This is a genomic window from Rubripirellula tenax (assembly GCF_007860125.1).
Taxonomy (GTDB): Bacteria; Planctomycetota; Planctomycetia; order Pirellulales; family Pirellulaceae; genus Rubripirellula; species Rubripirellula tenax.
This window is the reverse complement of the sequence record NZ_SJPW01000002.1, coordinates 875,873-902,390: the sequence shown is the minus strand read 5'-3', so window position 1 is coordinate 902,390 and position 26,518 is coordinate 875,873. Positions and strand designations below refer to the sequence as shown.

Annotated in this window: 14 protein-coding genes; 8 read left to right on the top strand and 6 right to left on the bottom strand. The window is 57.2% G+C overall.

Going from position 1 to position 26,518, the window contains the following annotated elements; genetic code table 11:
- Positions 1-62 precede the first annotated feature (62 nt).
- Positions 63-1,379, bottom strand: coding sequence for a hypothetical protein (locus Poly51_RS09105; RefSeq protein ID WP_146456494.1), 1,317 nt, complete (start codon positions 1,377-1,379; stop codon positions 63-65).
- Between the two features lie 167 nt (positions 1,380-1,546).
- Between Poly51_RS09105 and xylB the strand changes: the two genes are divergently transcribed.
- From xylB to gluQRS, 4 genes are all read left to right on the top strand, one after another.
- Entirely contained in the window at positions 1,547-3,073 is a 1,527-nt protein-coding gene (gene xylB / locus Poly51_RS09100) for a xylulokinase (RefSeq protein ID WP_146456491.1), read from the top strand.
- 48 nt (positions 3,074-3,121) lie between these two features.
- Positions 3,122-4,096, top strand: a complete 975-nt coding sequence (locus tag Poly51_RS09095) for a ThuA domain-containing protein (RefSeq protein WP_146456489.1) — start codon at positions 3,122-3,124, stop codon at positions 4,094-4,096.
- A gap of 162 nt (positions 4,097-4,258) precedes the next feature.
- Complete coding sequence (locus tag Poly51_RS09090; protein ID WP_246114369.1) at positions 4,259-6,721, top strand: multiheme c-type cytochrome; 2,463 nt, start codon at positions 4,259-4,261, stop codon at positions 6,719-6,721.
- Entirely contained in the window at positions 6,700-7,644 is a 945-nt protein-coding gene (gene gluQRS, locus Poly51_RS09085) for a tRNA glutamyl-Q(34) synthetase GluQRS (protein WP_146456486.1), read from the top strand. Before Poly51_RS09090 ends, gluQRS begins: the two co-directional genes overlap by 22 nt.
- A 27-nt stretch (positions 7,645-7,671) precedes the next feature.
- Here the strand turns inward: gluQRS and Poly51_RS09080 are convergent, their stop codons facing one another.
- The 3 genes from Poly51_RS09080 to Poly51_RS09070 all read right to left on the bottom strand — a co-directional run bounded on the left by Poly51_RS09080 (position 7,672) and on the right by Poly51_RS09070 (position 13,878).
- Complete coding sequence (locus Poly51_RS09080; RefSeq protein ID WP_146456484.1) at positions 7,672-11,196, bottom strand: DEAD/DEAH box helicase; 3,525 nt, start codon at positions 11,194-11,196, stop codon at positions 7,672-7,674.
- A gap of 185 nt (positions 11,197-11,381) precedes the next feature.
- Positions 11,382-12,977: an aldehyde dehydrogenase (NADP(+)) gene (locus tag Poly51_RS09075; protein WP_146456482.1), complete on the bottom strand. Its 1,596-nt coding sequence runs from the start codon at positions 12,975-12,977 to the stop codon at positions 11,382-11,384.
- Positions 12,978-13,023: 46 nt separating this feature from the next.
- Positions 13,024-13,878 (bottom strand): fumarylacetoacetate hydrolase family protein, encoded by an 855-nt coding sequence (locus tag Poly51_RS09070; RefSeq protein WP_146456480.1) that lies wholly within the window; start codon positions 13,876-13,878, stop codon positions 13,024-13,026.
- A gap of 260 nt (positions 13,879-14,138) precedes the next feature.
- On the opposite strand from Poly51_RS09070, the gene Poly51_RS09065 reads away from it, so the two are divergent.
- From Poly51_RS09065 to Poly51_RS09050, 4 genes are all read left to right on the top strand, one after another.
- A complete protein-coding gene (locus Poly51_RS09065) occupies positions 14,139-17,894 on the top strand; it encodes an FG-GAP-like repeat-containing protein (RefSeq protein ID WP_146456477.1) in 3,756 nt (1,251 codons plus the stop codon).
- A gap of 79 nt (positions 17,895-17,973) precedes the next feature.
- Positions 17,974-20,742 (top strand): tetratricopeptide repeat protein, encoded by a 2,769-nt coding sequence (locus Poly51_RS09060; RefSeq protein WP_146456475.1) that lies wholly within the window; start codon positions 17,974-17,976, stop codon positions 20,740-20,742.
- Between the two features lie 66 nt (positions 20,743-20,808).
- Complete coding sequence (locus Poly51_RS09055; protein WP_146456473.1) at positions 20,809-22,683, top strand: CRTAC1 family protein; 1,875 nt, start codon at positions 20,809-20,811, stop codon at positions 22,681-22,683.
- 98 nt (positions 22,684-22,781) lie between these two features.
- Complete coding sequence (locus tag Poly51_RS09050; protein WP_146456470.1) at positions 22,782-23,825, top strand: methyltransferase; 1,044 nt, start codon at positions 22,782-22,784, stop codon at positions 23,823-23,825.
- A 382-nt stretch (positions 23,826-24,207) separates the two neighbouring features.
- Here the strand turns inward: Poly51_RS09050 and Poly51_RS09045 are convergent, their stop codons facing one another.
- Together Poly51_RS09045 and Poly51_RS09040 are read right to left on the bottom strand one after the other, a co-directional pair.
- Positions 24,208-25,527 carry a dihydroorotase gene (locus Poly51_RS09045; RefSeq protein WP_146456468.1) on the bottom strand — a complete coding sequence of 440 codons (1,320 nt, stop codon included), beginning with the start codon at positions 25,525-25,527 and terminating at the stop codon, positions 24,208-24,210.
- Between the two features lie 8 nt (positions 25,528-25,535).
- Positions 25,536-26,507 carry an aspartate carbamoyltransferase catalytic subunit gene (locus tag Poly51_RS09040; protein WP_146457300.1) on the bottom strand — a complete coding sequence of 324 codons (972 nt, stop codon included), beginning with the start codon at positions 26,505-26,507 and terminating at the stop codon, positions 25,536-25,538.
- Positions 26,508-26,518: the final 11 nt, after the last annotated feature.

Here is a 26,518-nt window from a genome sequence, read left to right as displayed (position 1 = left end):
GGCATTCTCAACGTCGGGCAACTCTTTCGGTCGGGCATCATGATGCGCAGTATGATGGGTGCTCAGGCCCGCATCCCGTACGCTCGTCGCCAGGCTCGTAGTTGGATGTCGGTGCCGATGCTCTCGGTGATCACTTTCCATTGCTGGGCTACTTCGCCCAACGCCTCCGGGGCCGATGACTTGCCGTCGAGGCACCGTATCACCTGCGTATTGAGTGCATCGTAGTATTGCGGCGCTGCGATCACTTGCATGGCCGGTAGCGTCACGGGCGACTGCAGCTTTGTTTCTAACCAGGAAGAATATTCGCTGGTTCGGACCGAGCTATCGGTATCGCGGACTGCTGCCGTCGGACTGATTTTTTGCCGCACCGATTGGCTGCCTTCGCCACCACTGATCCAAGCAAGGAACGTTTTCGAAGCAGCCGTTTGTCGACAGTTCGTTGAAATGGCGACGATGGTGCTAAGCGGATCAAACAGTTGCTGTTTGGACGTGGACTCGCCTGAGGATTCGCCAAAAGGCAGATCGCAGATCTTGATTTCGTTGTCCGTTTGCACCGATTCGGTGGGAAACCCGATTCCCGCAAGCAGCGAGCCGTCGCAAAGTCCGGTCCAGACCTGTGACGCGTTCCGAAGCGGCTTCTCGTATCGAGAAACCGTTTCATTCATCAGCGACAACGCGGCGACGTAGTCATCGCCATCGATCAAAGGGGCGAAAGTTTCGCGACTGAACAGCCAGCCGCCTTTCGCCGACGAGGCTCGCCACAGAAACATGGCGGCAGCCCATCCGTCCGCGATCGGTTCAGCCGCTTTTCCGTTCCAACGGTCACGCACGTTCTGGTCGTACTGTTTCCAGGTTGTCGTGGTTTCGCCGCCGGACTTTTCCGACGGACCCAGCATCAAAGCGGGCAGCGGAGTCGTGATCGGTATGCCATAGGTGTCGGCGCCGTATCGCGACAAGCCGCTTCGAACCGCTGGCTGAAGTTCACCGCACAGGGAATCAATGTCATCGCCCGTCAGTGGTGCAATCGACTCGTTGGCGACCAGTTCGGCGACCAGCATAGAGGGCACCGCGATCACGTCATTGGATTTCGATAGGGTCGGCAAAAGATCCGATAACGGCTGCAGGTCGTTTCGATCCAGCGGAATAACATCCACCGTGATGGCCTGTTCGCTTACCGATGCCCAGCCGCGAACGATCGCGTCGGCGTCTTCTTGATTGCCAACCCAGGTGATCCGAAGTGGCACGTCGTTTCGGGCATCGATGGCGGCGGTGGGTGCAGCAGTTGGACGATTGCATCCGATGACTCCCACCCCTGCCAAGGCAGAGGCCGATCGAACGATAGCTTGTCGGCGGTTGATGGAAATACGATGGACGGACACGTTGGCTCGCTCGGGACGGGTCAAAAACGATCGAAGCAGATCGATAGGAGTCGATGCAGCACTGGCTCCTGATACGCATTATATTACCGCTCGGTTCACATGACGGGCATCGACGACTGCCGCAAGAACTTTCCCACGACCATTTGTCTTCACCAATCAAGCAGACCATGAGCTACTACCTAGGCATCGACATCGGAACCAGCGGAACCAAGACTCTTTTGATCGACGAAACTGGCGCTGTTATTGCTGAAGCGAACGCGGAATACCCGTTGCACCAGCCCAAGCCCGGTTGGACCGAACAAGATCCCGAAGATTGGTGGAACGCCACAGTCAAAACCGTTCGGTCGGTGATGAAATCTGGCAAGGTAAAACCCGCCGACGTGAAGGCGATCGGGTTGAGCGGCCAAATGCACGGTAGCGTCTTCTTGGATAAGAACGACAAAGTGATTCGGAACGCGCTGCTTTGGAACGATCAACGAACGGCTGCCCAGTGCGACGAAATCACTTCCGCCGCCGGTGGTCGAAAAGCATTGATCAAGATGGTCGCCAACCCGGCGTTGACCGGATTTCAAGCGCCAAAGGTTTTGTGGCTGCGTGAAAATGAGAAACGCAACTTTGACAAGCTCGCCAAAGTCTTGCTGCCCAAAGACGACATCCGCCGTCGTTTGATCGGTGACTACGTGACGGAAGTCAGCGATGCCAGTGGAACGCTGTTCTTAGACGTGGTCAAGCGAAAGTGGTCGACGAAGTTGATCAGCAAGCTTGGCCTCGACGCGGGGCTGTTGCCGCGCGTGGTCGAAAGCGACGAAGTCACCGGCACGCTAACCGCCGAAGCAGCAAAATTGCTAGGCCTAACGACCGATTGCAAAGTTGTCGGCGGCGCGGGCGATTGTGCGGCCGGCGCGGTGGGTAACGGAGTCGTCAAGAGCGGCGTGCTGAGTACTTCGATCGGCACTAGCGGAGTAATGTTTGTCCACAGCGACCAGCCGCAATATGACGCGGACGGGCGTTTGCACACGTTCTGTCATGCGGTCAACGGCAAGTGGCACATGATGGGTGTCAACTTGACCAGCGGCGGATCATTGCAATGGTGGGTGGATTCCGTCATCCGTGGATTGACCGGCGTCGCCGATGCGAAACGCTACGAAGCGGCCACGGCCGAAGCGGCGAAGGTGGCCGCAGGTTCGGATGGGGTTTTGTTCCTGCCGTATCTGAATGGCGAACGCACTCCGCACGCGGACCCCAACGCCCGAGGCAGTTTCGTGGGCATGAACTTGACCCACACGCGCGGTCACATGACGCGCGCGGTGATGGAGGGTATCACGTTCGCACTCCGCGACAGTCTCGAAATCATCACGTCGATGGGTGTTCCGGTGAAGCAAGTCCGCGCGTCGGGCGGCGGCAGCAAGAACCCGATGTGGCGTCAAATGCAGTCCGACGTATTCGGAAAGAAGGTCACAACGCTGGTCGTCGAGCAGGGGCCGGCATTCGGAGTCGCCCTGTTGGCGGCGGTCGGCGATGGCGCTTACAAGTCGATCGAGCAAGCGTGTTCGGCTACGATTAAAGTGGCAGATGAAACCGCAGTCGACAAAGCGGCCGCAAAAAAATACGACCAACTGTTCCCCATCTATCGTGATCTTTACGGCAACCTGAAAGAATCGATGGCCCAACTGGCGAAGTACCAAGCTTCCTAGTCTGTTTCATTTTTTCCCCCAACTTCTCCAACCTTAAAAACACAACTTATGAAAACGATCCTCACGCTGTTGATTCTTCTGGCGGGTATGGCGTCATTTGCCGGCAATGCTCCGGCCGACGACAAACTGAAGTGCCTGATCATCGATGGCCAAAACAATCACGTGATGTGGCCGAAGACCACAATCATGATGAAAGAATTTCTAGAAGACAGCGGCCGGTTCTCCGTCGATGTTTTGCGGACGAAGTACACCTGGAAGGGCGGCGATTTGCTGGAGAAGTTCCCCCTCAGCGATGGAAAGGCGTATGAGGACTTGGCTGAGCCGAAAAGTGATCCTGATTTCAAACCGAACTTCGCCGACTATGACGTCGTGCTCAGCAACTTCGGATGGAAGGCTGCTCCGTGGCCGAAAGAAACACAAGCTGCTTTGGAAGCGTACGTCAAAGGTGGCGGCGGCATGGTGATCGTTCACGCCGCCGACAACTCGTTCGGCGATTGGGACGCATTCAACCAGATGATCGGACTAGGCGGTTGGGACGGCCGCAACGAAAAATCGGGACCCTATGTTTACGTTGACGACGCGGGCAAAGTGATTCGCGATGAATCCGTTGGCTCGGGTGGCAACCATGGTCCGCAACACGAATATCAAATCGTCATTCGCGATCCCGATCACCCGATCACCAAGGGGTTGCCGCGAGCTTGGATGCACGCCAAGGACGAACTGTATCAGCAGCTTCGTGGACCGGCCAACAATATGTCGATCCTGGCGACCGCCTATGCCGATCCCAAATACAAAGGCACCGATCGTCACGAGCCGATGTTGATCACGATCGACTACGGCAAGGGGCGGATTTTCCACACGCCGATGGGCGACAATGACGGTTCGATGGAGTGTGTCGGTTTCATCACAACGTTGGTTCGTGGCACCGAGTGGGCGGCAAGCGGCGACGTCACGCTGACGCAAGCTCCCGATGACTTCCCGACCGCAACGGAAGTGAAAACGCGTCAGTTCCAGTTGCAATAGCGTTGGAAGTCTGTGTTGCGTTCGAAATGGGGTAGTAATCCACTTGGGAACGCAGCACCATTTCGGCCCCGCGATGAAACGTCCTGATGAAACGTCGTGGGGCCATTCTTCGGGTGTGTGGTACAATCCGCGGTCTTTCGCCGCTGACCCGCACAGGTCGTAATGTCTCTTGTCCTGATTCGCTCGTTTTTGGTCGCCGTGATCGCCACGGTTGTTCCAAGCGTCCTGTTTGCAGCCGACAAATTGGTCGACCACTTCCCCGATGCTGCCGCGTCGGGATGCATGTCCTGTCACGGCGACATCGAACTGATCCGTGAAGCCGATTCGGGCATGATGAAGCAGATCATGGAGCTCGGTCCGACGATGGGCGACCCGGCCGGATGTGTGGTTTGCCACCGTGGCGATCCGAACGAGCGAATCGACAAGGATGTCGCCCACGGCGAATTCGCCGGCGAGTCGTTTTATCCCGATCCCGGCAGCCCCTGGATCAACGAACAAACATGCGGCCAATGCCACCCGACGCAGGTGCGAGTTCAGTGGCAAAGTCTGATGATGACCGAAGCCGGCAAGATCCAGGGTGTGTGCTGGGCATTCGGTTCGCTGACCGGCTACAACCACCGCTGGGCCAACTACGCCGTCGCGAACCCCGACGATCCGGGTGCAAGACTTGGGACCGATGCGTATCGCGCCTACATGGAACGGTTGACCGAACTTGAACCCGACGTCTTTGTTTCCAAACATGAACCACTTCCCGACGCTGTCGGGCTCGACGAACTGGATCGATTGAATGACGATCCGACGCTCGCGGCTTTCACCTACATTCGTCAAGAATGTCAACGATGCCACCACGCGGTAAAGGGACGCCAAGAACGCGGTGATTTCCGAGGCATGGGTTGCTCGTCGTGTCACGTGCCTTACGGCAACGAAGGCTTCTATGAAGGCGCGGACCCCTCGGTTCCACATGACCAAACCGGACACATGTTGGTGCATTCGATCCAAGGGACGCGGGAAGCAAAAGTAACCGTTCATGACGAAACGTACTCGGGCATTCCCGTCGAAACTTGCACGACGTGCCATGACCGTGGCAAGCGGATCGGTGTATCGTTTCAAGGCTTGATGGAATCGCCCTATCACGCGCCATTTGCGGCTGATGGTGGTGATCAACCGGCACTGCACACCAAGCACTACATCGCGATGGAGCAGGACGTCCACTACCAAAAGGGCATGACGTGCCAAGACTGTCACACATCGCTGGACGTTCACGGCGACGGCTTCCTGGCCGCCGCCAACTTGGCGTCGGTCCAAATCGAGTGCAGCGATTGTCACGGCACGCCCGAAATGTATCCGTGGGAGTTGCCGCTCGGTTACATGGACGAGTTCGCGATGGATCCCGCCCAAGGGCAACCGCGGGGAACCGCGACGGAGGCGTTGCCGCATACGCAACAGGGTTCGCCGGTTGCCATTCGCGACGGGCTGTTGCTTACCGCTCGCGGGAATCCTTACGAGAACGTGGTTCGGGTAGGCGACGAAATCATCGTGCACACGGCGGCCGGCAAAGACATCCCGATGAAGCCGCTTAAGAAGTTGGTCGAAGAGAAAAAAATCAGCGAACGCGGAATGGTTTCCATGATGGGCGTCTCCAAGCACTTGGACCGAATGGAATGCTACACGTGCCACAGCAGTTGGACGCCCCAGTGTTATGGGTGCCACGTCAAAATCGACTATTCGCAAAAGGACAAGTGTCCCGAGTGCCAGGACTCGAAAGAGAACTTTGACTGGGTCGCCGCCGGTCGCAAGCACATGGACGAAGCACATGCGGCCGATCGCGGTGAAACGGGCTATGACACGATCATTCCCGGAAAGATCACCGAACAACGTTCGTATCTTCGCTGGGAAGAACCGATGTTGGGCATCAATGGCGAAGGCCGCGTGACACCGCTGGCGCCTGGATGCCAGCCGTCAGTGACGCTGATCGGCCAAGACGGAAAACCGATATTGTTGAACCACATCTTCATGACCGAACCGGGCACCGAAGGGGGCGGCGACGAAGGCCAATTGGCGATCGACATGAGCCCGACTCAGCCGCACACCACGACGAAGGACGCGCGGTCTTGCGAGTCCTGTCACGCATCGGACAAAGCAATCGGATTGGGTATCGGTTCGACACGGCCATGGGACGAACAGCACACGGTTGATTTGGAAACCGTCGACGGAAAGATCTTGCCGCAGAAGACTCAGCCCCAAATGGAGCCGATCGAAAACTTGGCCAATGATTGGTCCCAGATCGTTGACGAGGAAGGAAACCAAATCGGAACGGTCGGTCACCACTTCAAGTTGTCGCGAGCATTCAACAAAGAAGAAATGGATCACATTCGACGCGAAGGAACGTGCATCGCGTGCCATAAAGAGATCCCGAAAGCTTCGCTAGCCGTCAGTTTTTTGCACCACGTGGCTGAATTCACCGGCCAAATGCCCAAGTCGACCGATCAACACGACGGCTTGGTCAACAAGATCGTGCTTTCCAGTGCGTGGGCGCAAGTCCTGTTGGCGCTCGGCGGCGTGTTGGTTGGTGCCGCTGTGGTCGGTGGACTGGGATACCGGCGATGGAAACCAAAGACACCGTGATTCGAGACACACTGACCACATCCCGACTGGCTCCCTCGCCGACCGGTGCCCAGCATCTGGGCAACGCGCGAACTTACTTGATCGCCCACTGGTCCGCGATGGCATCGGACGCACGCATGGTGCTGCGCATCGAGGACGTCGACTCGCCGCGAGTGAAGCCCTGGGCGTCCCAGCAAGCCATCGACGACCTGGCCTGGTTAGGAATCACGTGGGACGAAGGCCCCGACGTCGGCGGTCCCCATGCACCCTATGTCCAAACCGAGCGATTGGAACTGTATCGATCGGCGCTCGACCGATTGATCGTTGCTGAAAGGGTTTACCCGTGCGTTTGTACCCGAAAAGACATCGACGACGCCGGTTCTGCGCCTCACTTTGAACACGAGGGCGCGATCTACCCTGGCACGTGTTCGCGATGGCGACACGGTGACGCAATCCCGCCGGCCGGACAGTTCTGTTGGCGTTTTCGGTCCGGCGATCGATCGATCGGTTTCGACGACCTTGTGATAGGTCCCCAATCATGCGTGCCCCAAACCTCGCTGGGGGATTTTGCGGTCACTCAAAAAAACGGCGCCCCGTCGTACCAATTGGCGGTTGTCGTCGATGATGCGGCGATGGGAATCACCGAAGTCGTCCGAGGCAACGACTTGGTGGCCAGCACGTTCCGCCAACTCGAAATTTATGAAGCCCTGGGCACAACCCCGCCCCGGTTCGCCCACGTGCCACTGGTCCGCGGCGACGACGGCCGGCGACTAGCCAAACGTCACGGCGACACGCGATTGAGCCACTATCGCGAACAAGGCATTGCACCTGAGACAATCGTCCGATGGGCCGCCGAAAGCGTCGACCTCTTGCCTGGCGAAAAGACCTTCGATTGGTCGCGACTGAATCGCGAAGACACGATCTTCGAGGGGCACTTCACATAGCCGCGTATTGAACGCAATGCTCCAACGTTACGCCAGCAACTGTTGTAAATCGTCGGCGGTTAGTCCGCTAATCAAACTTTTGTCTTGGCTGATAATCGCATCGGCCAAGTCGCGTTTGGATTGCTGCATCGTGATGATCTTTTCCTCGACCGTGTTACTGCAAATCATTCGATACGCCATCACCGACTTGCTTTGCCCCATGCGGTGCGCCCGGTCGATGGCTTGCGCCTCCACCGCTGGGTTCCACCACGGGTCGAGAATGAAAACGTAGTCGGCTGCCGTCAGGTTCAATCCGTTTCCACCCGCCTTCAAACTGATCAAGAACAGTTGGCAGGTATCGTCTTCCTGGAAACGCTTGACGCACGCATCCCGTTTTCGCGTCTTGCCGTCCAAGTATTCGTGGTCCCAGTCGCGATCGTTCACTTCCGATCGAATCAGCGCCAGCAACTGAGTGAATTGAGAGAAGACGAGTACCTTATGCCCCTCGTCGATCAGTTCGGTCAGGTTCTGCATCAGGTTTTCGATCTTCGCGCCGGTGACTTTGCTTTTTTTATCCACCAATCGTGGGTCACAGGCGACTTGGCGCAATCGCAGCAAGGCTTCCAAGACGTGGATCTTTGCCCGCTTCAGCCCTAGTTCCTCGACCTTCTTGCTCAAGTGCAAGCGATAGTGTTCTCGGACTTCGTCGTAAATCTTGCGTTGTGGCTTGCTCATTTCGCAAACTAACGTCTGCTCTGTCTTGTCCGGCAACTCGGTCAAAACCTGTTGCTTGGTGCGCCGCAAGATAAACGGTCGCAACGACTGACTGACATGCTCGATCCGCTTTCGATCTTCATCGTTGTCCAAGGTCGCCGTCTTGGGTGCGCCCCCCAGCATTCCAGGGTTCAAGAAATCGAACAGCGACCAAAGATCGCCCAGGTGATTTTCGACCGGTGTGCCGGTCATCGCCAAACGGTGGTCACCACGAAGCAAGCGTGCCGCCTTCGCCGATTGGCTCTTCGGATTTTTAATTGCTTGTGCTTCGTCAAGAATGGCGTAGTCGAATTCCATTTTCGAAAACGTTTCGGCGTCGTTTCGCAAGGTGCCGTAGGTGGTCACGATCAAGTCAAACGCGTTTGCTTTGTTTTTTGCTAACGAACGGGTTGCGGTTTTTAATTGCTCGTGACGATCCAATCCCGTGTGGTTCAGGACCCGAAGGTCGGGCGTGAAACGCTTCGCTTCATCGATCCAATTGAAGACCAAGGATTTGGGAACCACAGCAATCGAGGGTTTTCGTATCTGGCCTTTCGGAACGCGGCGGTTTCGTCGCGATTCCAACAACGCGAGCACTTGAATCGTTTTGCCCAGGCCCATGTCGTCCGCCAGACAACCGCCGAAACCGAAATCCTGGAGAAAGCCGAACCAACCCAAGCCGATTTCTTGATACTCCCGCAACTTACCCGTGAATGTCTCCGGCGCAGGTACGGCCTGGACGCCCTCGAACGACTTCAACTTTTGGCAAAAATCGGTAAACGATCGATCGTTCTGGACGCCCTGGTGGTCGGCGAGCATCGCATCAAGCAAGAGAGCCTGGGTACGTTTGAACCGCAGGCCATCGTCGGTCGCTTCGCCGCTGTCACACAAACCGGCGAACCGTTTCAGCCATTCTTCGGGAAGCATCCCCAACGTACCGTCGTCCAGCAGGATCGTGTTGTCGCCCTTTCTCAGCGCCGCCAGCAATTCAGGCAGCCCGACATCGACGCCGTCAAAGTTGGCAGCAGCATGGAGATCGAACCAATCGATGCCGGATGAGATTGCGATGTCAAAATCCGTTGCGATCCGTAGCGCGACGCCTTCGGCAAGGACTTCCCATCCCACCGATTGCAATCGTTCAACCATGCCGATGAACTTGCTTTTCGGAATTCGCATTTCGACATCGTCGAACGTTTCCAAAAGATCGAAATGATCAACATCAATCGCGTTTAGAAATTCGGCTTCGGCGCTCCGGTCGCGTCGGACGATCGATTTGTCGCGTCGATCGAACCACCATTGAACAGAATCGTCGAATGCGATTTGCCGATCGTCGTAACGCACCAGCAGTTGTGCGTTAAAGCTAGCCGTGCCTTTTTCTCGCTGTTTTAGCAAACATTGTGGCAACGGAACGCCAAGTCGATGGGCAACATCGATCGACGGATCGATTCTCAAATCGAAGCTGCCATGATTAGCCGACAATTCGGTTAATAATGTGTGGATGCTGCGACCGGGGATGGTGACCTTTCCGACCCGCTGCCAGCCTCGGATGGTGGATGCTTGGGCCGCGTGAATCTTGATCACGCCGACTCGCGGCGACGAATCATCTGAATCGCATTCCCGCTCGCGTTCCTGTTTCGGCAATTCAACCAGTGCGCAGCCCAAATCGCTTGCAAGCATGACCGATCGGATCGGAATCGTTTTGCCGTCGCGTTTCAAACCAGCAACGACCACCAACGACTTCGCATTTTCTGGACTCGCGTTGATCGCCAACTCGAATTGCCATGCACTTCCAGTGTCGACGTCATCAATCCGCCGCGCGTCCTCGAACCGCTTGCCCACGCCAAGTTTCCACGCGAACCGACCCGTCGTGTGCAGTACCTCCAGTGATTCGTCCAGTCGCGAAGGGTGGACGGTGAACTGACCAAACGTCGGCGGACGGTAAGGATTGTAGTAGTTGCCCTGCCCCGAATCTTCGCCCGGCTGAAGCGTCGCAAAGGCCGCGCGTTCGTCGTGCGTCATCGACGCAGGCAATCGACTAGGTGCAATGGTGCACGCGACCGGCGTGCCCCATTGTCCATCTTTCTTTCGCTTGCTTTCGAACACTTGCACATTGAACGCTTGCTCGTTCATCCTGTCGGCCAAAGACAAAACGAACCAATGTTGTTGCTGGACGATGGACTCAGCGAAAACTTCGCGAGGAATTCCGTGCGATTCCAGATGGCCGGATGTTGGGGACACCGACCCAAGCGATCGGATCGATTCCTTCCATGTCGTCGCCGTCTTTCCGGTTGACTGATTTTGGATCGAAGCCGCGGCTATTGGTTGGGCCGCGGTCGGCGCATCACGCCGGTTTACTGACGCACGAACCGCTTCCAAGATTCTCAGTCGCCGTTCTTCGTTCGCCGAACGCTTCTCTTCCTTTGCTGAACGTTGGGCCGATGCACGATTGGTTTGACGTTGGTTCAACGGATCGCCGGTATCCAAAACGCTGGCGTCGATGTCGAATAGCTGCAAACGTTTTGGCGACTGCGCGATCACGTCATAGGAGGCGTCGATCGTTTTCATCATCGCCCACAAGTGCTTGCATGGATCGCCACCATCGTACCGCATGCAATCGCAAGTGACGCCCAGCCGACCGTTTTGCGTATCCGAAAAGTCGACGCCCACAACATATTCTTCGCCGCACGAACCGTCCGCGATCGCCAAGGCGCCGGTCGAACCGACGCTGGTCAACCGAACGCTTCGCTGCATCGCCAATTGGGACCCCCGAGAACGATCGCCACTTAGAAACTCGCTGGCGCAAACATCCGACAACATCATTTCACACTGCTCCGATCCATCGACAGAATCATCCGCTCTCGCGAGGCGGCACTCCGTAAGTCATTTTGGCGGCTAGTCCCAAGATCGACAATGCCAAGCCGACCAGAACGGCTGATACAGCGGCAAGTCCAGAAATTCCGTCTACAGTTTGTACCGTTTAGCAACGACTTGACCGCTCACGTTTTCTATACGTTCGACGTCGACCACTTTCCGTCGATCATCCGCCATGTTTCGCCGGTTGGGTTTTTGTCTTTTAGGATTTCGGGCAGGCGATCGGCTCGCACGTTGTCGAAGCTGGTCAGTTTGCCGAATCGCACCAACGATGCGGGGACGCCGACCGCGGTGAAGCCGGGGTGTCCGGTCGCCGGGTAGGGCCCACCGTGGTTCATCGCGGCGGAAACGGCGACGCCGGTTGGCATCTTGTCGTTCAATAATCGCCCGACTTTGGGTGACAATTCGAAACTGATCGATGCGTAGGCATCATCGTCCGAGCCGTTATTGGCCGTGTAAACACATCCGGTTAGGTTGCCTTCGAGATGACCGATCGCTTCGCACAACTGGGGCACGTCGTTGGCGACGACGAATAGCGATGCGTTGCCGAAGGCTTCGGTTTGGAACCCTTCGGGGTTCCCCAAGAATGCTTTCGCCGATGTCTTCATCAACGTGTTGGCGTATGCACAGCGACCGGCTTCTGGTTCGCCGCCACCGGTCAATAGATCAGCGCCAAAGTCGCACAGCGTCTTCACGCTTGACGACAAGCTCTTTGCGACCGCGGGCGACAACAACGTTCCGGCCGGTAGTGATGCGAACTTGTCTTTCACTGCTGCGATGAACGTGTCCGTTTCGGCACCACCGACCAGCATGACCATGCCGGGATTGGTGCAGAACTGGCCCGTGCCCATCAGCACGCTGGTGACAAAGTCGCCGACGATCGCTTCGCCTTTTTCGGCAAGCGCCGCCGGAGTAATGACGACGGGATTGACGCTGGAAAGTTCCAGATAGATTGGCTTGCCCGCTCGGTCAGCAGCTGACTTGAGCGTCAGGCCCGCGCCGCGGCTGCCTGTGTAACCGGTCGCGCCGACGCGTGGGTCGGACACCAAACATTCGCCATCGGCGTGACTGGTTCGATAGATCAGCTGCACCGTTGCGGGCGGCAAGCCTGTTTCCGCCAAAGCCTCGGCGGCTTGCTCGGCGAGCAGTCGTGTCGTCTCGGGATGCGAGCTGTTGGCCTTGGCGATCACCGGATTGCCGGCTGCGATGGCGGCCGCAAAATCACCGCCGGCAACGCTGTTGAACGCGAACGGAAAGTTGTTGGGACCGAAGACGCATACTGGTCCGAGCGGTTCGAAGACGCTGCGGATTCCGGCCGCGGTATCAATCGTCGCCATGGCCCAGTTTCCGGTTCGGCAAGCCTTGGCGGCTGCACGCAATTGGTTGCTGGTTCGAGGCAATTCGACGTCGCCCAATCGAGGACTCTTCGCCAATCCGGTTTCAGCGAACGCGGACTCCACTAGTGTTTCCTTGGCCGCGTCAATGCGATCGGCGTAGCGTTCAAGAAACGCGGCGATCTTTGAAGGCGGCATTTTGCGAAGCTGGCGCGCCGCATCGGCGGCGGCGTTGAGCGCTTCGTCGCAGTCGTCCCACGAGCTGACCGGAAACTCGGCGGCCAGCTTCGTGTTTTTGTTGGGGTCCGTTGCTTGAAAGGTGGTCGATGATTTTGCGACTCGCCATTGGCCAGCGATCAAAACAGGACGAACGTTCGCAGGAGTATCAGCAGTCATGAAAAACTTTAGTCGTTGGATGTGAATGCGAGCCGTGTAGTAACAATCAACCTTGCACGATCGCGTTGGACAACGTGCCCACGCCCGCGATTGTGATGTTGACGACGTCGCCGGCTGCCAGGGTAAATTCGGTCGTCGGAACAATGCCGGTTCCCGTCATCAGAAACGCACCGTTGGGAAAGCTGTTGTCGCGGCCCAGCCACGCGACCAAGTCGTCAAACTTGCGAGCCATTTGGTCCGCGCCTGATTGGCCTTCAAAGACGACAACGCCGCCGCGAAGGATCTTCAAATCGATCGCGATCTCGGCGACCGGTGGCAGTGAATCATAAAGGGAGATCCAAGGCCCAAGCCCCGCACACTGGTCATAGCATTTCGCTTGAGGCAGATATAGTGGATTGTCGCCCTCGATATCTCGCGAACTCATATCGTTGCCGATGGTCAGCCCAATGATTTTCAATTTGGGTGACAGTACCAATGTGACCTCGGGTTCGGGCACATTCCACGTCGCGTCGGTACGAATTCGCAGCGGTCCGCCGTGTCCCGAAACACGGTGCGGCGTCGCCTTAAAAAACAGCTCGGGCCGATCGGCATTGTAGACTCGGTCGTAACACGAAGCCGCGGCTTCGGATTCTTCCATCCTCGCCGTCTGGCTGCGTTTGTATGTCACACCGGCCGCCCAGACCTCTTGATGGTCGATCGGCGGCAACCACTGAAAGTCGTTGCCAATCGCGACCGGATCGTCCTTTGCCAGCGATTCGATCGCTTCCGAAGGGGAATCTGCGGCAAGCAGGTCCGACAGCGACGGAAATTTTGTGTCCAGGACAAGCGGAATGACTCGGTCGCCATCGACCACTGCAACACGCGTGGCGCCGGTCGAGTCGATAAACTTTGCGATATCCATAGGTACTTTAAGTGAGCAGACAGAAAGAAACTCGACGGAACCAGCACTGGGGCACCCTCCGCAGCGGACCCGGATCTTACTCGCCGCCCCGCGATGCTTCAACGAGCGAGAGAATCTGTCAAACTGGACCGTGGAACATCGAGCAGATTCGTCCGATCGTTCTTGCCTTCATCGGTACAGCGATAGGACGCTGACCCGAAGCAACGCGTTTCGAAAATCCTCCGGTGCAAAGTACTCGCGTGATCGAATAGAGTGACGGAATGAATAGCAAAACGACGACAATTGCGGTTTTACTTGTGGGTGTTTTGATTGCGGTCGCTTGGATCGTTGCGTCTAGCAAGGATCAGCCCGGCGATTTGTTGGGAAACAAGGGTGCGGTCGATTCTGACGCGAACGCAGAAATAGAAATATCGAAGCAGTCGGAGTTGACCCGCACCGCGTTGGCGGCGACTGAGAATTTGGAGACCGAAGCGGCGGAAAAGGACTGGGATACGCTGTTCTCGCAATCGCCGGATGATCCGTCGATGCTGAAGAATCGGGCGCTCAATCGCATTTTGAAGGTCGATGCGTTGGCCGGGCAAGTTGCCAACGCGTCTTTAGAAGCGGCGGTGAAACAGCAGGCTCGGTCGCAGTTGCCCGATGCGATCGCGGGCGCTCGCGCCGCGATCGATCAGTTCGCGGAATTCTCGGCCGACCCGGTCATTCCCGTTTGGATGCGGACCCGCATCGATATGCAAGAAGCGGCGTTGTTGCCGGCGTCGATGACCAAGTCGCTGCGGCGCGATATCTTTACCCAGCTTTCCGAAGCCGTGGGCGGTCCCATCGGTAAGCAACCATCGTCACGCATGCTGGGCGGTTCGCTGATCGAAGTGCTCGGGCAAATGGAAGACCCGATTGATGGGCTTCCCGCCGAGACGCTTGCCGCCGCCGCTGAAACGATGCGATTGTTGTCGGACTCTCACCCCGAGAACTTGTTTTTCGCTCTGCGAGCGGCGCGACTGAACATTGATACCAAGAGCGAGACGGCGGCGCCGTTGGTGGAACGAACCGGAAGTCTGGCTCGCGCGATTTCACCCATGATCGCTCGAGAAACCAAAGCGATCGGGATGACACCCGAAGAACTGGTTGCCGACATCACCGCGAAAATCAAATCGGGTGATTGGTCCACCGCCGAAACGCGAATGCTGCAATGGTTCAACGTGCTCAACGGAACCGAAATCGTGAAGACCGACCGGCGACTTGCTTCGCCGCACCCGTTGGATGAACTGTCGTTCGATTCGTTGCGACGATTGTCGTCGGTGATCGCCGGGGGTGCGCCGGTGCCGCGTGGTGACCAACCGATCAAGTTCGAAATGGTGCCGGTTCAGACGCCAGTTCCGCCGTGGATCGCGACGGTCGTTGATATGGACCTGGACCTTGATTCGGACATCGTCACCATCGACATGGAATCGAGGATTCGGGCAATGCGAAACGATGGCGACGGTGTGTTTGTGGACGCGGGTTCGGCGAAGGTCAAGTTCGTACCTGCGGTCATCGTGGTCGCCGATTTATTTGTCGTCGACAGCAGCAGCCCCGATCGCATTCGGTCGGGCGGAACGTCCGTGGCTGGTCGCCACGACACCCTGCCCTGCTTGGTGCTCTGCGGTGACGACGGTGTTCAGTTAGTGTGCGTCGACGGCCGAACGGAAACTGATGACACGAAACGGTTCGTGTTTGTTGACGGTGACACGGGACTTGGCGACGTCACGGGCGTCGTTGCCGCAGTGGCGGGCGACTTAGAAGCCGACGGCGATTTGGATTTGATATTCGCGACGAAAAACGACGGCGTTCGCATGTTCGTCAATCGTGGCAACCGCACGTTTTTCGAACTGCCCCGATCGGACGAGGACTTTGGAAGGTCCGATCCTGTGACCGCGCTGGCGATCGCAGATTTGGATCGCGACTTGGACTTGGATCTGGTCACGACTCACGCCAGCGGAAAAGTCGGGATGCTTGAAAACTTGTTGCACTTGCAGTTTCGAGGCCGAACGCTGGACACGATCTCGCCGGTTGCCGGTGCCTCACAGATTGCGGTGGAAGACGTCGACGGCAACGTATCGTGGGATTTGGTCGTCGCGGGTTCCGACAGCTCGGCGATCGTGTTTTCACAAACGGCGGCGGCGGGAGCGTGGACCGTCGACCATATCGAAACGGCCGACGCAATCGCGGCGCCATTTTTGATTGCGGACGTTGATAACGATTCGTGGCTGGACTTGATCGCCGACTCGGGGACCGCCTCGATCGGACCATGGGGCTTCAGCGACATTAGTGATGGATCGTTCGGGACAGAACGAAGCGAAGCGGCGGACTTTAACTCGGACGGCGCGATCGACTTTGCCGCCGTCGGCGACGGATCACTGGGTGTCGCAATGAATCGAACCGCGTCGCCAGGTCACTTCCTTGATGTCCGATTCAAAGGCATCGACGACAATGCGACCGGACGCGTCAATCACTACGCGATCGGTTCGGTTTTGGAACTGCGTTTCGGGCCCCATTACCGGGCTCGGATCGTGAAATCGCCTTCAACGCATTTCGGTATCGATGGCTATGACAATGCTCGGTTCAATGCCGCCGGCAACGTTCGCGCGATTCTGCCTAATGGTTTGACGCAAACGACTCGCGACATCCAAGCCGACACACTTGTCGAAGAAGAGCAAACGCTGAAGGGTTCATGTCCCTACTTGTATGCCTGGGATGGCGAGCAGTTTGAATTCGTGACCGATTGTTTGTGGGCGGCTCCGTTGGGTTTGCAGGTTGCCGACGGCGTCGTTGCCAAGGATCGGCCTTGGGAATATTTGAAGATCGATGGTCGTCAGATTCGTCCACGCTCGACCGATGAAGGCGACCGATACGAGTTCCGGTTGACCGAAGAATTGTGGGAAGTCGCCTACTTTGACGAAGTCGCGATCACCGCAGTCGACCATCCGCCAGACGTCGATATTTGGACGAACGAGAAAGTCGGTCCAGGTCAGATCGCAACGCCAACGATTTTTGCGTTCGGCAAATCGGACCGACACACGCCCGCCGTCGCCATCGATCCGTTGGGTCAAGAAGTCACGGATCAAGTGCGCCGCGTCGACGGCAACTTCATGAAAGGTTTTGATCAGCGTCTTCGCCAAGGTCTCTGCCCGCCGCACTGGATCGATATGACGTTCGACGAACTGTCTGCGGAAGGTTCGGTTTATCTGGTCATGACCGGTTGGATCATGCCGGCCGACACTTCATTGAATATTCAAATCGACCAAAACGACGAATTGGATCCGATCGAATTCCCGTCCGTTTGGGTTCCCGATAGTGAGTCCCCATCGGGATGGCGGAATGCGATTCCGTTTGCAGGTTTCCCGGGCGGCAAAACGAAAACCATCGTGATCGACGTGACGGATGTTGTTGACCGCGACGATGTGCGGATGCGAGTGCGAACGTCGGCGCAGATCTACTGGGACGCTGCCGAATTGGTGGTCCAGTCGTCACCCGCCACGTTCACCACCGAACCAATGGAGTTGTTGTCGGCGGAAGTGGCTTATCATGGATATTCGGCCAGAACGAAAGCCGACGCAAAATCGCCCGAACTTTACGACTACAACGACGCATCGACGACGCCCCGCTGGCCGCCGCTGGCTGGGAAATTGACCGCTGCCGGTGAATGCACCGACCTGTTACGCGGTTGGGACGATCGGATGGTGGTGATTGGTGCGGGTGACGAAGTTCGATTGACTTTTGCCATGCCCGAAAAGGAATTGCCAACCGGGTGGGTTCGTGACTTCGTGATGCACAACGTTGGCTGGGACAAGGACGCCGACTTGAACACGTTGGCGGGGCAAACGATTGGGCCGCTTCCCTATCGGTCGATGACCTCTTATCCGCCGCCCGTCAGTGAATCGGAGGAAGCAGAGAAACGCAACGAGTTGAACGAAATTCATCGGCAACGCGAGCAATCGTTCCGCGATTTTTGGTTTCGGCCGACCGAGTCGCTGTAAATCATTCGACCATCCAAACCATCGGATCACTCGTGGCGTAGAAGAACTTTACGAGGCGCCGTCCCATCGCTGATTATCTATGCCGTCTATATCTAAAAAAACGCCGAAACGCCCCGTAACGCCGCGGCTACGGATCGTTTTGTACGTCGTTTTGACGTTGTTCGGGATTCTGACGGCCAACGGTCTGTACTTGACGTCGATCACTTGGCTACAGGTCGCGACCGGGCGGGTGTTGGAAACGCACTTCTACCAATTGATGTTTCTGCTGCACCTTGGGCTGGGTTTGTTGCTAATCGTGCCCACAATCGGGTTCGGTCTGATTCATATGTGGCGCAGCAAGGATCGCCGCAATCGCCGCGCGGTGAAGATCGGCTATGCCCTGTTTGCGATCGCGATTTTGATTCTGGTCAGCGGACTTGCGTTGATGCGAGTCGGGTCGTTTGCGATCGTGAATCCGGCGACGCGAAACACCGTTTACTGGGCTCACTTAATTGCTCCGGTCGTCGTGATTTGGTTGTATTGGCTTCACCGATTGGTCGGCCCCCGCATCAAGTGGCATATCGGCCGGCGCGTCGGTTTGGCGATCGGCGTTTTCGTTGCGGCGATGGTCGCGTTCCAAGCATCGGACCCGCGACTGAGCGACGACCGAACACCGATTGATGGCGATAAGTATTTCGAGCCTTCGTTGGCGCGAACCGAGTCGGGCAAGTTCATCGCCGCTGAAACGCTGATGAACGACGACTACTGCCTGAGGTGTCACAGTGACATCAATGATTCGTTCATCCACAGCGCTCACCGATTGAGCAGTTTCAACAACCCCGCGTACCGGGCGTCGGTTCGCGAAACCCGCAAGGTCGCCACCGAGCGTGCCGGCACCTTGCAAGCGTCGCGATGGTGCGCCGGATGCCATGACCCGGTGCCATTCTTTAGCGGCGAATTCGACGATCCGAATTACGACGATGTGGGCAACCCGACCGCGCACGCGGGCATCACTTGTACGGTTTGTCATGCGATCCAGTCGGTAGACAGCAATGTCGGGAACGCCGACTACACGATCGACGAACCCAAACACTATCCGTTCGCCTACAGCGACAACCCGTTGCTGCAAGAACTGAATTCGTTGATGGTGAAGGCGAAGCCGGCTTTTCACAAACATGAAATGTTGAAGCCGTTTCATAAGACGGCTGAGTTCTGTAGTACGTGTCACAAGGTTTCATTGCCCGGCGAAGTCACGGCGTACAAAGAGTTTTTGCGGGGCCAAAATCACTTCGACAGTTATTTGCTGTCCGGCGTTTCGGGACACGGTGCGCGAAGTTTTTACTATCCGCCCAAGGCACAAGCGAACTGCAACGAGTGTCACATGCCGGCCGTGGCCAGCGACCAAGTGGGTGCGAAGTACATGGAGAAGCTAGGAGGGCTTGGCGTCCACGATCACTTCTTTCCAAGTGCGAACACGGCGCTTGCACACTGGTATGGCGATACAGGTGCCGTCGATGCGCATCGCGAGTACTTGAAGGACACGCTGCGTGTTGACTTGTTCGGGCTGCGCACGGGTGCCGCAATCGACGGCGAGCTTGTCGCGCCGCTGGGGGATCGGACGACGGTTCAAGCCGGCCAGTCTTACTTGATAGAAACCGTTCTTCGTACGATGAAGTTGGGGCATCACTTCACCCAAGGTACGACGGACAGCAACGAAATTTGGGTCGAGCTGACGGCGACTCAAGACGGCAAAGTGATTGGGCAAAGCGGCCAGCGCGACGAACTTGAAGCGGTGGATCCGTGGTCTCACTTCGTCAACACCTTCATGTTGGACCGTGACGGCGTGAGGTTGAATCGCCGTAACGTTCAGAACATTTTCACGCCTCTTTACACGCACCAAATTCCGCCGGGTGCTGGGCAGTCGATCCACTACCGTTTGTCCGTGCCCGAAGCGTCGTCGGCGCCGATCGAAGTGACCGCCCGCTTGCTGTATCGGAAATTTGACACCGAGTACTTGGACTACATCCGTCGCGATCGCGACCCGGCGCGTGACGGATTGGACATTGGGCTTCCGGGCGCGCCGAACGATCTTCCGATCATCGAAATCTGCAGCGATAAGGTGATCTTGGACGTCGATGTTGCGGTTGCCGACGCGTCTGAGAAACCAGCCGAGGAAGAAGCGTTCCCACTTTGGCAGCGATGGAACGACTATGGCATCGGGTTGCTGCTTAAAGGCAAGGCGGAACTGAAACAGGCGGCCCAGGCGTTCGCAAAGGTCGAAGAGATGGGGCGTTTCGATGGACCGCTCAATTTGGCTCGCGTCCAATTTGCCGAAGGCGACTTAGACGGGGCGACCGCATCGTTGGGGCGCGCCGCCGCGATGGATCCACCACCGCCGACTTGGACGCACAACTGGCTTAGCGGAATGGTCAATCGGCAACAGGGAAACCTGGATGCGGCGGCCCAGTCGCTTGAATCGGTGCTACAAACCAAGGTGCCGGATCGCGGTTTCGACTTTTCGCTCGACTACGAAGTGCGAACCGAGCTAGGTTTGACTCTGATCGATTTGGCCCAGCGTGCGGAATCGAGGGGCAACGACGACGAGTTCAAGCAACGGCTTGCCGAAGCACGTGACGCATTTTTGGCGGTGTTGAAAGTGGATTCCGAAAACGTTGCCGCCCATGCCAACTTGGCCGAAATCTATTCGTGGATGGGCGATTCATCCAGCGCAGACAAGCATCGTGTCCTTCACGCCAAATACAAAACGGACGACAATGCCGCCGAAGTTGCAATCCCCGCGGCGCGGCGCCGCTATCCGGCTGCCAACCAAGCCGCCGAAGCACTCGTGATCTACGATCTCCAGCGGTAACGATATCGTTGTCGAGGCCCTGCCGCCGTCTCGGCTCGCCCATCCCCTTTGACGCCCCCTTCTTCGATGACTGAATCTGATCCAAACGGTAACGAACCGCACGACGACGAGCCGCATGAAGATGTTCAAAACGATGCCGTCATCGCCAGTGCCCTTCGCACGTCATTGATCGTGATCATGTTGATGGGTTTGCCGGTGATTGGCATCCTGATCTATCTGAACGTCAATAAAAAGAAAGCCCAGTCGACCGAAGTCGAAGTCACATTACCCGAAGTTCGCGAAGCGACCGAACAAGCGATCCCCCTGCTTCCGTTGACCGACGTGACGTCTCAAAGTGGCGTCGACTTTGTTCACCAGTCCGGTCGCTACGGCGAAAAACTGTTGCCCGAAACGATGGGCAGCGGCGTTGCAGTGTTCGACTACAACGGTGACGGCAACGACGACCTGTTTTTCGTCAATTCGTCGTACTGGCCTTGGGACGAAGAGCGAAAGGACCAACCCACGCCATGCCGTCTGTATTCGGGTGACGGAAAATTCGGTTTTTCCGACGTGTCCGAGACAACCCAGGCCGACATCACGCTTTATGGGATGGGTGTCGCGGTGGGCGATATCGACAACGACGGCGACAGTGACTTGTTCGTTTCGGCGGTTGGCAAGAATCGGATGCTTCGAAACGACAATGGCGTTTTTACGGACGTATCGAGTTCGTCCGGAACCGAAGGCGACGCCGATGTTTGGAGCACCAGTTGCGGCTTCTTAGACTTCGACAACGACGGACTCTTGGATTTGTTCGTTTGCAACTACGTTGCGTGGAGTAAAGAATTCGACCTCAGCCAAGAATTCACGCTCGATGGACAATCACGTGCTTATGGTCCACCCAAAGCGTTTGCGGGATCGTATTCGTACCTGTACCACAACGACGGCGACGGAAAGTTCAGCGACGTTTCGGCGTCCGCCGGAATTCAGATTCGCAGCGACGATACCGATGTGCCACTTGGCAAGGCGATGGGCGTGGCACCAGTGGACATCAACGGTGATGGCTGGATGGACATCGTTGTCGCCAACGACACCGTCCGCAACTTTATGTTCCAAAACAACAAAGACGGCACCTTCACGGAAGTCGGTCGGTTGACGGGCATCGCCTATGACCGAGCCACCGGGAACGCTCGAGGTGCGATGGGTATCGATACGGCGGACTTTCGTGGCGACGGGTCATTGGCGATCGGAATTGGTAACTTTGCCAATGAAGCTAGCGCCCTGTACATGGCGCGGTCAGGCGGCGATGCAGACCACCAGCAGTTCATTGATGCTGCGATGTACACAGGATTCGGGCCACCGACGCGGCAGGGTCTAACGTTCGGGTTGTTTTTCTTCGATGCCGACTTGGATGGCCGATTGGACGTGCTGGGTGCGAACGGCCACTTGGAAGAAGAAATCGCCAAGACCCAGGCGACTCAGCGGTACGAGCAACCGCCGCAACTGTTTTGGAACGCGGGACGCGATTCGCAAAGTGAATTGGTGTTGGTGGACGGCAGTTGCACGGGTCAAGCGTTTTGCGATCCCATCGTCGGTCGTGGAACGGCCTATGGTGACTTTGATGGCGACGGCGATCTGGACGTTGTCATTTCCACCAGCCACTCCGCGCCTCGGCTTTTTCGCAATGACCAGACGACCGACCATCATTGGTTGCGGGTTCATTTGACAGGAACGGACGTGAACCGAGATGCGATCGGTGGGATCGTCCAACTGAAACGAGGCGAATCGATCTTGTCACGTACCGTCATGCCAACACGCAGTTACTTAAGTCAGTCCGAGAGAACCGTGACGTTCGGATTGGGCGATGACACCGACGTCCAAGAAGTGATCATCACTTGGCCGGGTGGGAAGAAAACAACGCACCCGATCAACGGCGTCGACCGTTTGGTCGAGTTCACGCAGTAGCCACCTGTTGTTCCGCGACGTCGCTCGTGGGACGGTACTGATAAACGCCTTCGCAAGTCCATTCCGCGAGCGGCATCGCGGGGCCACGAAAGATTTTCATGAATCATCCGCTCTCACAGTCACCGACTACCGAACCCACTTTGCTGCTGCGGTATCGCGACCGGCAATACGCCGCCGACTTGATTGGTGCAGCTATTCTTGAGTTCGATCTCTTCACGTGGTTGGACACGCATGCCGGTGCGACGACGCCGGACTTGCTGAAGCACTTTGGCATTGCTGATCGGCCCGGTGATGTGCTGTTGACGCTTTGCCGCGCGATGCAGTTAATCGAAACGGACGATCGTGACAGTCATCGATTGACAGCGATGGGGCGCGAGCACTTAGTGGCGACTTCGCCTTGGTTCTTGGGGCCGTATTATCGACCGATCGCCGAGTCACCGATCTTGAAGGACCACCTAAAGGTTTTGCGAACGGGTAAACCAGCGAATTGGCAAGCCAAAGGTGACGGCGATGACTGGCACACGTCGATGCTGGATCCTGTGTTCGCGCGTGGGTTCACCGCCATGATGAATTGCCGTGGATTATCGTTCGGACAAGCACTCGCACAATCGTTATCGCCGATGCTGGTCGACCGCAGCCATGTCTTGGATGTTGGCGGTGGATCGGGGATCTATTCGACCACCCTGGTCGCGGCACACGATCATTTAAAAGCGACCGTTTTGGAGCAACCGCCCGTCGACGAATTGGTTCGTGGCGAGATCACGCGACATGGACTTGAATCACGAGTCGACGTGGTCAGCGGTGACATGTTCACAGACACCTGGCCAGGCGGTGCCGATGTGGTGTTGCTGTCCAACGTCCTTCACGATTGGGACTTTCCCGAGGTGATTGCCCTGCTGAAAAAGACGGCCGAGACATTGCCCAGTGGCGGACTGCTGGTGATCCACGAAGCCTTCATCAACGACGAAAAAACAGGTCCCTTACCGGTGGCGGAGTATTCGGCGCTGTTGGCCAACATCACGCAGGGCAAATGCTATTCGGCCAAAGAGTACAGCGAAGTACTGGCGCCGATGGGTTTCCAAGTCGGACCGTATCAAGACACCATCGCCGACCGCGGCTACATGACGGCGGTGAAGATTTAATCAGACGCGCGGAAAGCGGTGTCCTTGCGATAGATCGAAAACCGTCGCTTTCGTGCGAAACCGTAAGGTTCTTCCGATGAAACAGTGGCTGTTGATACCAGCACGACGCGCAAGCAAGTGAATCCATCCGCAAAGTCAGATCGAAGGAGACGAGGGGCATTCTTCGTCCACATCCACTACATATTTACCTGGCAACTGCTCCGTTTCTTTAGAATGCCCGCAAGTCGGTGACTCGGAAAATTTCGACAGGATGAACGGGATCTACATGATGAAGATTCGTCCGGAAATCCTGTTCATCATGTTGATCTTGTCTAGAAAGGGTGAGTCTGGCGAGATCTAACGAGTCGGCCGCCGATTGTGGTCGCGTGACGGAGGCGAAGGCTTACGCCAACTGCATCACGTCGGGACGCAATGCGAATCGCCGGCGCCCGCCGACGAACGTTTGCGTGACGCGGCTTGTCAGTTCGACGTTGTCCAGCGGTGTGCTGACGCAGTGCGATTTGAATTGATGACCATCGACGACCCACTTTTGGTTTGGGTCGATGATGGTGATGTCGGCGGGAACACCAATCGAAAGGGTTCCGCCCGCGACGCCGGCAATTCTAGCCGGCGCGGTCGAAAGGCGATCGATGATGTCCATCCACCCAAAGCTGCCAACCCCCAACATGAATGTGGCAACGGTCGATAGCGTTGTTTCAAGCGATGCCAAACCGAATGGCGACTCAACCAAATCGTCCATCTTCTTTTCGCGAGCTCTTGGCATGTGACCGCTCTGGATTGCGTCGATGACTCCATCGGCGACCGCATGACGGAGAGTTTCGATGTGCCGAGGACTCCGCAGCGGCGGGTGAACTTTGAACCGTGCATCGAACGACCGCAGTTCGGTGTCGTCGAGACATAAATTGTGTGGGCAAACCGAAGCTGTGATTTGAATACCGCGATCCTTCACGCGGCGGATCAGGTCGACCGCACCCATGGTGCTGACGGGGCCGATATGCAACCGGCCGTTGGTGGCTTCGGCGATCCGAACGTCACGGGCGACGGCTAAGTCTTCCGCTTCGGTCGGCAGCCCCTTCAAACCGAGCACCAAGGACACTTGGCCTTCGTGCATGATTCCGCCTTCGGACAGTGTCATGACGTTGGGGCGGTTGATGATCGGCAGGTTGAACATTCGGGCGTACTCGAGTGCACGTTTTAGCAGTGCGTCGTTGGGCATCGGCCGCGGCGCGTCGCTGTAGGCAACCGCGCCGGCTTCGTGCAATAGGCCCAATTCCGCCATTTGCGCCGCATCACGATTCTTGCTCAAGCATCCGATCACGTGAACACGCACGCCGTCGGCTTGAACGGCTTTTTGCCGCACGAATTCGACAGCACCGTGCGAATCGATGCACGGGGATGTGCTGCTACAGGCCAAGATTGACGTGAAGCCGCCGGCCAGCGCCGCGTCGCTTCCCGAGGCGATCGTTTCGTCTTCTTCGAAGCCGGGTTCGCGCAGTTCGACACCCAAGTCCACCAGTCCCGGTGCAACGATTTGTCCGGTGGCGTCGATGTGCGTGACGTGATCGGGGATACTTCCATCTGCGGGATCGATGGCTTCGATTTGGCCGTCGATGACCAAAACGCGAGCGATGCGGTCGATCGATTGCGAAGGGTCGATCACGCGACCGCCAGAGATCAGCAGCGAGGGAGAGGCGTTTTGCATGGTGATCCTTAAGTCGTCAAGTTGCTTTTTGCGCCGGCCGTCAACCACAACGCAGCCATGCGGACGGCGATCCCATTGGTGACTTGTTCCAAGATGACGCTATGCGGTCCATCAGCGACTTCGGGTGTGATTTCAACGCCGCGATTGATCGGTCCCGGTGCCATGATCAAAATGTTGTCTTTGGCACGTTTCATTCGAGCGCGGTTCATGGCGTACAGCGCGGCATATTCATGAACGCTGGGGAACGGTCGCGCCGATTGGCGTTCGAACTGAATTCGCAACAGATTCAGGACGTCGCAACGCGGCAGGATCTCGTCCAGCGAGTGGGCGACTTCGAATCCAAGTTCGCTCCAGCGGGGGCTGACCAGCGTTGGCGGGCCGCAAACGATGACGTGAGCACCCAGCTTGCTGAGCCCCCAAATGTTGGCGCGAGCGGTGCGGCTGTGTGCGATGTCGCCGACCAGGGCAACGGTCAGTCCTTCGATCGAACCGCGATGTTGAAGGATGGTCAGCATGTCCAACAAGCCTTGGGTTGGATGGTCGTGAGGACCATCGCCGGCGTTGATCACACTGCAGGCGAGTTCGCGAGAAAGGAGGTGGGGCGTGCCGGGAACCGCGTGCCGGGTGACGACCCAATCCACGCCCATGGCTTCGATCGTCTTGGCCGTATCGACGAACGTCTCGCCTTTGGTAACGCTGCTTCCCGATGAACTGAATTCGACGGTGTCGGCGCCCATACGGCGGGCCGCCAACGAGAAGCTGTTGCGCGTCCGCGTGCTGTTTTCAAAAAACAGGTTGGCACACGTCTTTCCGGTCAGCAACGAAATCTTGTTTCGACAGCCGCCGGTCATCTCCTTGAGCTTCTGGGCGGTATCAAGCAAGGCGCGAATCTCGTCGGCCGATAGGCCTTCCATGTCCAGCAAGTCGGGACGTGTCCACACCGATGGAAACGTCAGTTCGGCTTGGTCCGTATCCACCATTGTCACGCCTT